This window comes from Acinetobacter indicus, from assembly GCF_009914475.1.
In the GTDB taxonomy this organism is placed as follows: Bacteria; Pseudomonadota; Gammaproteobacteria; order Pseudomonadales; family Moraxellaceae; genus Acinetobacter; species Acinetobacter indicus.
In genome coordinates this window covers 1,601,332-1,613,963 of record NZ_CP045198.1, presented here as the reverse complement: position 1 = coordinate 1,613,963, position 12,632 = coordinate 1,601,332, and the positions used below count along the sequence as shown (strand labels likewise).

Here is a 12,632-nt window from a genome sequence, read left to right as displayed (position 1 = left end):
TTTTTTGAGCTTACAGGCTTAAAGCTGTTTTGGCTCACCTACAGATTCAAGCAGGTGCTTACGAATGGTTTTAAAAGAAAAGTTTTTAGAATCCAGACGTTTTGGCAAGATATAAGCGCCTTGCTGACCTTTGACGGTAAAGTTCACCAGAATGAAATCCGGGGTAGAATACCATTCATAAATATCTTTCCAGCTAATCGCGCCCATGCCTTCTTGCAGGCCCATTTGCTGACGCATGATGATGCCGTGCGGTTGTACGCCTAGACGGATGCCTTTAATTTCCTGTACCGGAAATTCGTTCATTTTACGTTTGGCATACCATTCCAGACCGAATTTACGGATCAGGAAGTACAGCACTACACAGACCAGAGCCACCCAGCAGAAAATGGTGGAATAGTTCTTGATCAGGATAATCCCCAGAATAGACAGGGCCGTAATAATGCCCATGATCGCCCAGGCTTTGGTGCCAATTTTGTTGGTGCTACGCCAAATTAAAAGCTGGGCATGACGTTGCTCGGCTTCGCTAATGTCGTAGTTCACAGGCTGTAAAGTATAAGCGTATAAATTTTTCGCGGTCATAGTGGAACTAACAAATTTCAAACTCAGAAAAGTTTAGCATTAATTACAGCATTTCAGGAGTCTATTGTTGCAAAATCATCCGAATTATAACGAGGCCAGTTCGGTGGCATCCTGATCACGGTCATGGCTTAAGCTCTGTTTTAGCTGACTCAGTTGATGCAGGATGGTCAGCATCAGCGATAACTGCTGCAAAATAATCAATCCCTGTTGATCTTCCTGATGATTTTGGCTTAAACGCTGCCGGATGGTATGCAGCATATTTTGCGAAGACAGATCGGGTACTTCATCGTTCAGCAAGGCACCGCGAATATCTTCCAGCGCTTTATCCAGCAGGGTTAAGATCTCCGGATCTTCAATTTTTTCCCGGTGTGCGCCCAGCGCGGCAATATAGCTGATAAAGGTATGATTCAGGCACAGCAGTTCAAAGGCTTGAGCTTTTTGCGAGGCATCAAAATCCGGCTCAGTGGCCAAGGTAGAAATGAGCGAAGCTAACTCGGCATCGGTATTATGCGCTGCACGGCGTACCACGCGATAGGTCAGGCCGTTATTGCGCCCGGTTTTGTATTGTTCAACCACTTCGGTCAGATAATCACACTGCGCATTTAAGGCACGACGGATGGTGCGCGGCAAACGGCGGAATTTCCAGTCCGGGAAAATAAAGCTGACGCCAAACCAGGCCAGTGCACAGCCAATTAAAGTATCAATCATACGCGGCAGGGCGGCGGCAAAGCCCATACCATCGAGGTTAAAGTTAATCAGTGCCAGAATGGTAATAAAGGCGGTGGCCTGGGCATACTGCTTACTGCGTAATTCAAAGAACAGAATTCCGCTGACTACCAGCAGCAACAGCTGACCTTCGACCGATGGAATAAAATATAAGATGCTATAACCGACCAGAATCCCGACCAGCGTACCGACAATCCGCAGGCGTAAGCGGCGTTTGGTGGCGTTAAAGTTGGGTTGGGTCACAAACAGCGCGGTCAGTAAAATCCAGTAGCCGTATTCAATATTGGTAACCTGGACAAAAATATAGCCAATCAGCAGCACCGCCGATAATCGAATGGCATGCCGGAACAGCACCGATTCCGGAGTTAAATGCTGCTTGATCCGGATGACCATATCATCCCAGCCTTTCAGGTCATCATCTTTAAGCTGGTTTTCAATATGTTTGGTTTTATCCAGCTTGATATAACGCTCGGTTTCCAGGTTGCGTAACTGCGCGTCAATGGATTTAAGATTCTGATACAGGGCAAACAGGGCATTGACCCAGACCTGATCATACTGCTGTTCGCTGCGCAGCTTTTGCAGCGAATGTTTCAGGTTTTCAAAAGCATGTTTAAAGCGTTTGCTGTGAATATAGGGTTCACGCTTCAGGATGCTTTCGCTTAAATCTTTACAGGCTTTGCCCTGAATCGCCAGAATGCGCTGGAAACGGAACAGGATGTCGCTGTGTTCAAAAATTTTGGCCAGTTTCTGATAGTCAATATGCGCGGAGTCGGCGCGTTCATGAATATCTTGGGCAATAAAATAATACTGCAGGCTGCGGCGGGTATCTTTCTGGCCACGGTCACCTTTTAAACGGGTCAGTAGCGCGGTTTTCAGTTCATTAAACAGGCCAATCAGCTTGCCATTTTCCATTGACAGGTCAATCAGGCTTTGCTGATAGCTGCCGGGTGTCATATCGACATCAAACAGATTGGATTTGCCAAACAGGAAATCGCCTAACGAGGCATAGCTTTGCGAAAGTTTGTCTTGTAGCTGCCGTACCGGAAACAGTAAAAAGCTGATGGTGGAAATCAGCCCGTACCAGACTGCACCAACCACCAGCAAGGCTGGCTGGGTGTACCAGTCTTCAAACAGGTCCACGCCGAGCATGGCATAAACCGAAATCACCAGACAGCCATAGGCAATGGTGGCATAACGCCGGCCCAGAGAACCAAGCAGAATCAGGCCGATACAGGAGATAATCAGGCCAATGGCAAACAGCACCGGATGTGGAAACAGCAGCTGAATGGAGGCGGCGGTAATAAAAAAGCCGATATAGGTATAAGTCTGGTTCAGGATTCTTAAAGAGAAGCGGTCATCAATATCGCTTAAACCGGCTGCGACCACGCCCAAGGTTAGCGGAATGGTGGCCAGCTGATAGCCGAGCAGATAAGGAACAAAGGCGGTGCCGGCAAAGGCGATCATCATCCGGATGTTATAGATAAAGGCCGTGTTGTAGGCAAAGTGTTTGAGACGTGTGAGCCAGGATTTCAAGACTGTTCCTTAAACGAAGCCAGATGCTATGCAGCGGGCAGCAATTATGTGAAACTTCACTTTCAGTACCCTGAAATAATACTATGGACTGTGTACTTTGTCTTTAAATCAGTCATTTAAAAAAGAAATATGAATATGTCCGATTCCCATGCCAGTGCAAGCCCGCAGCAGTATCCATCTTCCTGGATTTTACTGCTGGCTTTGCTGACCTCGCTTGGTCCGCTATCAATAGATATGTATCTGCCGGCCTTGCCTCAAATGGCAGATGATTTTGGCGTCAGCACGCAAATGGTGGCCAACAGTCTGCCGGCTTATTTTCTGGGGCTGGCGATTGGACAGTTAATTTATGGCCCTTTGAGTGACCGGATTGGCCGTAAAACCCCACTGTATTTTGGTCTGGGACTGTATTTTCTGGCCAGTCTGCTCTGTGTTTATGCCCAAGATGAATGGAGCCTGATTGCAGCGCGGGTGTTGCAGGCCTTAGGGGGCTGTGTCGGGGTGGTAATTGCCCGTGCGGCAATTCGTGACCGGCTGGATATGCAGGCCTCCGCGCAGGCTTTTTCCAGCATGATGATTGTGACCGCAATTGCGCCCATTATTGCGCCGGGTCTGGGGGCCATCGTCCTGAGCTTTTTTGACTGGCAGGCGATTTTTGTCTGTCTGGCCATCATGAGTTTAGTCTGCTGGTTATGTGTTCATTTTTTCTTTCAGGAAACCTTGCCGCCAGAGCGCCGTCTGAAATTGAATTTCTATCAGGTGCTGACCTTATATCTGGCCATTTTTAAAGACCGCAGTTTTTATTTACCGATGATTGCCGGCTGTTTTACCGGTGGGGCGATGTTCTGTTATATCAGCAGTTCTGCCGCTGTTCTGATGGATGGTTATGGCCTGAACCAGCAGCAGTTTTCGATTGCTTTTGGTGCCAATGCGGTCGGTATTATGCTGGCCTCGACCTTAAACAAGCATTTGGCAACCAGCAGCTCTTTAATGACCCGTTTAAAAATAGGCGGTACGGTGCAGGGCACTGGCGCGCTAATTCTGGTCATCGCCGGGCTGATGAGCCATGCGCCGATTGTTGTGGTTTTTGCCGGGCTGTTTTTAGCTGTGGCCGGAATTGGTTTTACTGGCCCCAATGCCATGGCGTTGGCAATGTCGGAGCAGGGTGCCCGTGCCGGTACAGCCAGCGCGATTATGGGCAGTATGCAATTTAGCTGCGGTTTAATTGGCGGCTTAATGCTGAATGTGCTGATCTGGGATGCTTTATTAAATATGGGCAGTGTGATGTTGCTGTTTATTCTGATTGGAGTGAGTGCGATGTACATCATGCATCGGGAGCGGAAATTAAAAACCGCCTAAACCCGATCCATCTTTAAAATAAAAAACAAGAAACCCGGGCGGTTTCTTCTTTGCTCTTTAAGCTGTTGCAGCGTGAGGGCCAGAGCTAAACAATTATTCTACAAATACGGCAAATTCTTCGACCGGTACCCGTGGGGTAATAAAGCTATTTACAATATGCTCAGGATCGGCATACCCCAGGGCCATACCACAGACCAGTTCTTCATCGGCCGGGGCGTTTAAGACCTCTAACACAATACGATGAAAACTATTCCAGGCCGCTTGTGGACAGGTGTCCAGCCCGCGTGCCTTGGCGGCAATCATCACGTTTTGCATCATCATGGAAAGATCCATTTTCGAACCAATTTCCAGGTCACGATGCAGGGTGAAAAACAGGCCTACCGGTGCATCAAACAGCTGAAAATTACGCAGATGCTGCGCGGCCATCTTCTGTTTTTCGCCTTTTTCAATATTGAGCAGGCCATACAGTCCCCAGCCATTTTCACGGCGCCGCTCAATAAACGGCGAGAACCATTGTTCCGGATAATAGGAAAAGGTGGCCTGATAATCGGCCGCACGTTCAGGATGCAAATACAGTTCAGTTTGTGCCTGACAGACCCGATCAATGAGTTCCTGACGCTTTTGACCGGTCACTACATACACCTTCCACGGCTGAATATTGGTGCCGGATGGTGCGCGGCTGGCCACGCTTAGAATATCTTTAATCATTTGCGGATCGACCGGCCGATCTAAAAAGGCGCGCACCGAATGACGCGAGCTAATGGCCTGATCGACCAGTTGTACTTGTCCTTTATCCATGAAAAATCCCTTAAAATGTTTATGTTCTAATCAACTGTTGCTATATACAATAGTCTAATATTTAACCGGGTAGGCAGCTTTTACTTTTTAATAAAACCATGATAATTCGATATTTTTGCAAATGAGAATTAGAAAAATTGATCAGTCCTTTATCCTTATACGTTAAAAGTGATTTTAATAAAATAAATTAATTGTTAGATTGAAAGCATAAAACGATTACAGTTTTGTGTAATTCTTTATCGATAAGACTTTTAATTATTTGATAAATAGCAAAAGTGTGATGATTAAATGACATTTAAATCAGGGATGCTTGCCATCTGAGTCAGTATTTAAAATGTCTTAAAAGAGCACGGATGAGCATTATTTTTTACTCTGGAGAAACTCATGGATCGTAAAATCCAAACTTCACTTATCACAAAAACATTAGCGGTCGCAATTACAGCAGCAATGGCCTCTACGGTACAGGCAGCAAGCACTGAACAACAACAAATTCAAGAATTACGCCAGGAAGTACAAGCACTCAAAGCTTTAATTCAACAGCAGCAACAGGCTCAGCAACAGCAACAAGTCCAGATCCAGCAAGTTCAGGCGCAACCGGCACCTGCAGCAAAATCGGCTTCACCATTTTCCTTAAAGTCGAAAGGTGGTGCTGAAGTCAATCTGTACGGTTTTGTGCGTGGGGATGCCAACTATATTGTTGAAGGTGCAGACAATGACTTCAACTCGGTACATACCAGCACAGGTGCTGCTAAAGACAAATTACGTGCAACCCCAAAAACTACACGTTTAGGTCTCGATTTCTCTTCACCAGTAGGTGACCGTAAAGTGGGCGGTAAAATTGAAGTTGACTTTGCTGGAACCAACGATGCATTACGTATCCGTCATGCATACTTAACGCTGGACAACTGGTTATTGGGTCAAACCACCTCTAACTTCCTGTCAAATCATGCACCAGAAATGATTGACTTTGGTACCAACGTCGGCGGCGGTACTACCCGTATTCCACAAGTGCGTTATAGCCACAAACTGGCACCGGCGACTCAATTGTTGGTTTCTGCTGAAGAAGGGAATAGCTCTGCTCAGGCACTTAAATTAAATGATGACGATGAATTAGCAACTGCTGGTTCAGATGTGACTTACCGTTTACCTGTATTAACCGCTAAATTGACTCAAGGTTTTGCCGAAGGTAAGGGGGCCGCATCAGCACGTGCATTAGTTGAACACTATAAGGCTGAATCAGGTGATGACAAAACAGGTTGGGGTGTAGCAGCAGGTGTGAATTATCAGGTTGCAGAACCGCTAAAAGTATCGGCTGATGTTTCTTATGTTCAAGGCAACAGCAATTATTTATACGGTAGTAACTCTGCATTCTATGTTAATCCAGAGAATGGTGACATTGAACAAAACGAATTTACTGCTTTCCAGGTCGGTGCGACTTATAAGTTTGCGCCAAACTTGCGTTCAACACTGGGCTATGGTGCTATTTTTGCAGATGATGGCACAGACTACGCAGTCTTAAATAGAAGTGCTAATGAAGAAGTGTACCAAGCATGGTTAAACTTTATTTATTCGCCAGTAAAACCGGTTGATTTGGGTATTGAATATATCAACGGTGAGCGTGAAACCTTTGCAGGTAACAAGTTTAAAGATAACCGTTTTGGTTTAATGGCACGTTATAACTTCTAAGTGCTGAACCAAAAAAGAGGTGGCTTGCCACCTCTTTTTTTTATTTACCAATTTTTAAAAAAACAATTTTAAATTCAGTTGCTTAAATTTATAGTTAAAAGCAATAAGTTAGACTAATAGCGAATAGCGTTAAAAAAATAAAGATTTTTAGAGAAAAAGATGCATAATGTGCGATTTTTTAAGCTGTATTGTTCAGCTTTTTCTATGAATTAAGATGTATTTGTTGGCTACATGAAGCAATGCATTTTCTATGTTTAGGAGCCTATATGAGATTATCTTTCTATAGTAAGCCTATTCAGAGATTTCAGCCTGACATTACCCTGCCACTGAAGTGTCTGTATTTTATTTTTCACTCCCTCTTTTTCAGGCAGTGCCGGTTGATATGAATTTGAGGAGCGACGCTGAGTCTTGCGCTCCAGCTCAGATGCTTCTTCGCCAACTCAGAACTTTTTCTGATTTACATTATTTATATTGCAGAGTTTTCCCGTTTATTTAAATTAAACAGAGCAGCCTTATCATAAAAGGTGCTTATATCATCAGGTTTAAATAATCAGAACCGGAAAACAATAAGCATTGACCATATTAAATGGATATTGCCATGGAATTTACTTTTAATGCGTTTTACACCTTAATTGCGGCTGTAATCGTTCTCCTTTTGGGACGTTTTTTAGTTAACAATATTGATTTTCTAAGACGTTACAACATCCCGGAACCTGTCGCGGGCGGTTTGGTCGCTGCGGTAGTGTCTTTAATCGTGCACAATTTCTGGGGCTACAGCATTACCACCAGTAGTGCGCTACAAACCAGTTTTATGCTGATTTTCTTTGCCTCCATCGGTTTAAGTGCCAACTTTGCCAAACTGCGTGAAGGCGGTATTGGTCTGGTGATCTTTCTGATCGCAATTTCACTATTCATCATTGTACAAAACTTTGTCGGGATTAGTCTGGCGACAGTATTGGGCATTGATCCGCTAATTGGTATGATTGCCGGTTCCATTACCTTAACCGGTGGTCACGGGACTGCGGGTGCATGGGGTGAAATCCTTGAGGTTGAACATGGTATTCAGGGGGCTTTGGCTCTGGGGATGGCCAGTGCGACCTTCGGTCTGATTATTGGTGGTATTATTGGTGGGCCATTGGCCAAACTGCTGATCAACCGTTATCAGTTGGCTACACCACGTACCGATGCGCAAATTGAACAGCGTGACAATACGCCAGTTGAACCGGTACCGGGTGAGTTTGTACCATTTGAATATCCGCATCAGGTGCGTTTAATTACCGCAGACAATGCCATTACCACTTTAGGTTTATTTGCAGCCTGTCTGGCCTTTGCCGAGTTTATGACTGGTTATGCCAAAGGTACGCTGTTTGAGTTGCCAACTTTCGTCTGGGCTTTGGCTGGTGGGGTAATTCTGCGTAACGTATTAGAAGGTATTTTCAAAGTCACTATTTTTGACCGTGCGATTGACGTATTTGGTAACGCTTCATTGTCTTTATATTTGGCGATGGCATTGCTGTCATTGAAATTATGGCAACTGGCAGATCTGGCGGGCCCGCTAATGGTCATTCTAGGCGCGCAAACCATCACCATGGCCTTGTATGCGGCCTTCATTACCTTCCGTGTTATGGGTAAAAACTATGATGCTGCTGTACTGGCTGCGGGTCACTGTGGTTTTGGTATGGGTGCAACACCTACTGCGGTTGCCAACATGCAGGCCGTTACCAATATGTACGGTGCTTCTCATAAAGCCTTCCTGATTGTACCGCTGTGTGGTGCTTTCTTTGTCGACTTGATTAATGCGACTGTCATTCAAGTCATTCTTAAGTTTTTTGTTTAAGTAATTTGAGTGGAAAAGCCTTGTTAAAAGGCTTTTCTTTTTAGGATGACTCAATCAGCAAAGGGTGCGAAAAAATGAATGAACAATTAAATGAAACCCTAATGTCCTGGGTGACGCTTCTAAATACCCCGCTGTGGGATTTTCTGGTGATCTTTCTGGTTGGTGTCGGGATATTTTATACCCTGATCACCGGCGCTGTACAAATTCGCCTGTTCTGGCACAGTATTAAAGCCATGAGGTCGAGCCGTAAAAAAGGCGAAGACAGTTATGGGATTACCCCATTTCAGGCCCTTGTGACCGGTTTGGCCAGTCGGGTCGGGGTCGGTAACGTTGCCGGTGTTGCGATTGCGATTGCGATTGGTGGTCCGGGTGCGGTGTTCTGGATGTGGTTTACCGCATTTTTAGGCATGAGTTCGGCCTTTGTCGAATCTTCACTGGCGCAGCTATTTAAGGTGCGTGATACCAGCAACCATCAGTTCCGTGGTGGTCCGGCCTATTACATTACCCAAGGCCTGAAACAGAAATGGCTGGGTGTAGTATTTGCGGTTGCCCTGATTTTAACTTACGGTTTCGTGTTTAACGCGGTGCAGGCCAACTCGATTATCAGTGCCACATCACATGCCTGGGGCTGGAATCAGGCCAATCTGACTGTTCCAATGGGTGCATTCAGTTTTGAACTGTCCTGGTTGGGTCTGGTTCTGGTCGTCATGACCGCCATGATTATTTTTGGCGGGATTAAACGTATTGCCAAAGTGGCAGAGAAATTTGTCCCGATTATGGCGCTGCTGTATCTGGTGGTGGCATTGTATATCGCCGTGATTAATCTGCCGATTATTCCGGATATTTTCCGCCTGATTTTCAGCAAGGCTTTTGAATTTGATGCCGCTGCCGGTGGTTTCTTTGGGGCGATGGTGTCGATGGCGATGATGATGGGCATCAAGCGTGGTCTGTTCTCCAATGAAGCGGGGATGGGTTCTGCACCAAACGCGGCTGCTGTGTCGGATGTAAAACATCCAGTGAATCAGGGGCTGGTACAGATGCTGGGCGTATTCGTGGACACCTTTATTGTCTGTTCATGTACCGCAATTATCATCCTGTCTTCCGGTTTATATCAGAATGCCGGTTTTGAAGGGGTGACCCTGACCCAGATGGCGCTGGAAAGCCAGATTGGCCATTGGGGCGATGACTTCCTGGCCATTATCCTGTTTATGTTTACTTATTCGTCGATTATTGGGAACTACGCCTATGCCGAAGGTAACGTGCAGTTCATTAACAACAACCGCAAGATCATGCTGATTTTCCGTCTGCTGGTGCTGTTTATGGTGTATTTCGGCGCGATTGCCACTGTACCACTGATCTGGTCGATGGCCGATCTGTTTATGGGCGTGATGGCCACCATCAACCTGTTTGCCATTTTACTGCTGACGCCATTTGTGCTGATGTTGCTAAAAGACTTCAAAGCACAGCTGAAGCGTGGCGTGAAAGAGCCGGAATTTAAACTGGACAATCATCCTAAATTTAAAGACCGGGTTAATTCCGATATCTGGTAATGCAAACAACAACAGCCTCATCATGAGGCTGTTGTTTTATCAAGAGAATATTCTTTTAGATGCGTTAGCTCAGCAAAGACAGCAAACCCATATACACGCCAAAGCTACCAATCAGGCTGACCCACACCGGCAGTTTGCTTTTCAGTAAAACAATCACAAACATTACAAAAGCCAGATCCAGCACCGATGTTAAATAATCCTGTCCCATATCAACAATGAGCGCGAGCAATAAACCCACCACCGCGGCATTAATACCAATCACCGCATGTTTGATTTTGTCCTGATGCATCAGCCAGGACCAATGCGGCAGGGTAGCAAAAATCAGAAAGAACGAGGGCAGGAAAATGGCGATGGTGGCAATAATCGCGTTCAGCACCGGATAGGCAGTTAAATCCAGAAAATAGCCGACATAGCTGGCAAAGCTGAATAAAGGACCCGGCATGAGCTGGGCAAAGGCATAGCCTAAATCAAACTGCTGGGCTGAGATCATGCCGGTACTGACAAAGTCCTGATGCAGCAGCGGTAAAATAATATGCCCACCACCAAAGACCAGTGCAGCAGACTGATAAAAGCCTAAAAAGCCTTCAGTTAGCAGATTCGGATTGATCCAGTTCAGCGCACCGAGCAGCAGAAATGGACAGATAAATAAGATTAGCCAGAGTGTAGTCGAGCCGAAACTGCGCTGTTCCAGCTGAAAACTCGGCGTGGTATGACTGCCGCTTTGAGGTTGTGCTTTGGCAATCCACATGCCGGCCAGACCAGCCAGCACAATCACCAGAATCTGGTTATATGACAGTGGCAGGAACCAGATCATGAGCGCAGACACAAGCATCAGCAGGTATTGCCACCAGCTTTTGCAAAAGCTTTGCAGCATTTGCCAGAAGGCCCAGAACACCACCGCCAGTACAATCAGTTGAATGGCATGAAAATACGCCGAACTGATCCACGGGAATAACTGCTGACCGATAAAGGCCAGTAGGGTCATCAGCAAGGCCGAGGGCAGGGTAAAACCCAGCCAGGCCACCACCGAGCCTAAATAGCCACGTTTTAAATAGCCAATGGCCAGTCCAACCTGACTGCTGGTCGGGCCGGGCAACAGTTGCGCTAAAGCGACGACCTGGGCATAGTCTTCATCTTTGAGCCAGTGCAAACGCTGCACAAAAGTCTGGTGAAAAAACACCAGATGCGCGGCTGGGCCCCCAAAAGATAAGCATCCCAGCTTAAAGAAAATCAGAAAAATCTGTGAATAAGATAAAGAAGACATTGGCTAGAATTTTAAAAAACCCGACTTAAGTTTAAACTGAGCAGATGACAGTTTAACGAATTTAAACAATGCACTGCAGAAAATCTCCTTAGACTACAGCAGGCCTGTCGAGTTCAGATCGAGGAATCCATGTTGAATAAAAATCTTGGCTTTATCAGTGTGATGGGGGCAGTCATGCTGACCTTAGGCGCCTGTCAGCATCTGCCAGAACAGCATCAGCGGGTGTCCTCCCAATTAATGGCAACCCCGGCAATGGCAGAGGCCAGCCAGCAGAACGCACGCATGAACTTTAAAACGTTGCCGCAATATACCGGACAGGACCCGGTCATTGCCTTGGTGCTGGGCAGCGGCGGCGCGCGCGGTTATGCCCATATTGGCGTAATTGAAGTGCTGGAACAAAATGGCATCCGTCCGGATTTTATCGTCGGGACCAGTGCCGGCAGTATTGTCGGGTCGATTTATGCCAGCGGCAAAAGCGCGCATGAGCTGCGTCAGATTGCCCTGAACATGAAGGCCAATGATGTCCGTGACATCAAGCTGGATATGAAAGGCTTCTTCGATGGCAAAAAAGTCGAGAACTATGTCAATACGCAGGTCAACCAGTTGCCGTTAGAGCAGCTGCCAATTCCGATGTATGTGGTGGCCACTGAATTAAAACAGGGCAAGAAAGTGGTATTTAATGCCGGCAATACCGGACAGGCAGTACGGGCTTCGGTGTCCATTCCAAGCATGTTTATTCCGACCCGAATTGCCGATGCCGAATATGTCGATGGTGGACTGGTCAGTCCGGTGCCGGTAAATGTGGCCCGCGAACTGGGTGCGGACATTGTGATTGCGGTCGATATTCTGGCCCAGCCGATGTATACCGAAACCACCCATGTCTGGGGGCTGTTTAACCAGAATATTAATATCATGCAGAAGCATCTGGCTCAGGAAGAGCTGAAACATGCCGATATTGTGATTCAGCCAGATTTACGCGAAAAAGCACATATTTTTGATGTGCAGGGTCGTGAAGCCACCATGCAGGCCGGTGTGGTCGCCGCCTATGGCAAGCTGGGGCAGATTTCGCAGGTCTATCAGCATAAAGGCTATGCCGATGGTCACCGGATTCAAACCTATAACCTGCAACAAAATACTGTTGAGATACATTCGTGGCGCTAGAATGCTGCCGGTTTTTTTTATAACTTAAGTCGAATAAAAATGGCAAGAATGCTCATATTGAAATTTGCTTTTGGCGTTAATTGCCTGATGTTATTCAATAAAGGTATTTCGCTTCATGCTCAAAAGGTTGTGATTAATATTT

9 protein-coding genes are annotated in these 12,632 nt (G+C 46.3%); 5 read left to right on the top strand and 4 right to left on the bottom strand.

All coding sequences use genetic code 11. The features are described from left to right. Positions 1-18: 18 nt before the first annotated feature. Together GA693_RS08080 and yccS are read right to left on the bottom strand one after the other, a co-directional pair. Positions 19-579 carry a YcxB family protein gene (locus GA693_RS08080; protein WP_005179510.1) on the bottom strand — a complete coding sequence of 187 codons (561 nt, stop codon included), beginning with the start codon at positions 577-579 and terminating at the stop codon, positions 19-21. Positions 580-663: 84 nt separating this feature from the next. Then, complete coding sequence (gene yccS / locus GA693_RS08075) at positions 664-2,838, bottom strand: YccS family putative transporter (protein ID WP_104488698.1); 2,175 nt, start codon at positions 2,836-2,838, stop codon at positions 664-666. Between the two features lie 135 nt (positions 2,839-2,973). On the opposite strand from yccS, the gene GA693_RS08070 reads away from it, so the two are divergent. After that, positions 2,974-4,194 carry a multidrug effflux MFS transporter gene (locus tag GA693_RS08070; RefSeq protein WP_160241103.1) on the top strand — a complete coding sequence of 407 codons (1,221 nt, stop codon included), beginning with the start codon at positions 2,974-2,976 and terminating at the stop codon, positions 4,192-4,194. A gap of 93 nt (positions 4,195-4,287) precedes the next feature. Here GA693_RS08070 and GA693_RS08065 read toward each other — a convergent pair whose 3' ends face one another. Then, complete coding sequence (locus tag GA693_RS08065) at positions 4,288-4,992, bottom strand: nitroreductase (RefSeq protein ID WP_104471189.1); 705 nt, start codon at positions 4,990-4,992, stop codon at positions 4,288-4,290. A gap of 384 nt (positions 4,993-5,376) precedes the next feature. Here GA693_RS08065 and GA693_RS08060 point away from each other — a divergent pair, with 384 nt between their 5' ends. From GA693_RS08060 to GA693_RS08050, 3 genes are all read left to right on the top strand, one after another. Then, positions 5,377-6,678 (top strand): DcaP family trimeric outer membrane transporter, encoded by a 1,302-nt coding sequence (locus GA693_RS08060; RefSeq protein ID WP_160241104.1) that lies wholly within the window; start codon positions 5,377-5,379, stop codon positions 6,676-6,678. Between the two features lie 598 nt (positions 6,679-7,276). Next, on the top strand, positions 7,277-8,515 hold the full coding sequence (gltS, locus tag GA693_RS08055) for a sodium/glutamate symporter (RefSeq protein WP_104505555.1): 1,239 nt from the start codon (positions 7,277-7,279) through the stop codon (positions 8,513-8,515). A 74-nt stretch (positions 8,516-8,589) separates the two neighbouring features. Beyond that, entirely contained in the window at positions 8,590-10,065 is a 1,476-nt protein-coding gene (locus GA693_RS08050; RefSeq protein WP_160241105.1) for an alanine/glycine:cation symporter family protein, read from the top strand. 64 nt (positions 10,066-10,129) lie between these two features. Here the strand turns inward: GA693_RS08050 and chrA are convergent, their stop codons facing one another. Then, the gene (chrA, locus tag GA693_RS08045) at positions 10,130-11,329 is read right to left on the bottom strand and encodes a chromate efflux transporter (protein ID WP_160241106.1); all 1,200 of its coding nucleotides are present in this window, start codon (positions 11,327-11,329) and stop codon (positions 10,130-10,132) included. Positions 11,330-11,458: 129 nt separating this feature from the next. On the opposite strand from chrA, the gene GA693_RS08040 reads away from it, so the two are divergent. Continuing rightward, on the top strand, positions 11,459-12,490 hold the full coding sequence (locus tag GA693_RS08040; RefSeq protein WP_160241107.1) for a patatin-like phospholipase family protein: 1,032 nt from the start codon (positions 11,459-11,461) through the stop codon (positions 12,488-12,490). Positions 12,491-12,632: the final 142 nt, after the last annotated feature.

Coding starts and splice junctions, on each gene's coding strand:
- GA693_RS08040 (WP_160241107.1), top strand. CDS start 11,459: ATGTTGAATAAAAATCTTGGCTTTATCAGTGTGATGGGGGCAGTCATG.
- GA693_RS08050 (WP_160241105.1), top strand. CDS start 8,590: ATGAATGAACAATTAAATGAAACCCTAATGTCCTGGGTGACGCTTCTA.
- GA693_RS08060 (WP_160241104.1), top strand. CDS start 5,377: ATGGATCGTAAAATCCAAACTTCACTTATCACAAAAACATTAGCGGTC.
- GA693_RS08065 (WP_104471189.1), bottom strand. CDS start 4,992: ATGGATAAAGGACAAGTACAACTGGTCGATCAGGCCATTAGCTCGCGT.
- GA693_RS08080 (WP_005179510.1), bottom strand. CDS start 579: ATGACCGCGAAAAATTTATACGCTTATACTTTACAGCCTGTGAACTAC.
- chrA (WP_160241106.1), bottom strand. CDS start 11,329: ATGTCTTCTTTATCTTATTCACAGATTTTTCTGATTTTCTTTAAGCTG.
- GA693_RS08070 (WP_160241103.1), top strand. CDS start 2,974: ATGTCCGATTCCCATGCCAGTGCAAGCCCGCAGCAGTATCCATCTTCC.
- gltS (WP_104505555.1), top strand. CDS start 7,277: ATGGAATTTACTTTTAATGCGTTTTACACCTTAATTGCGGCTGTAATC.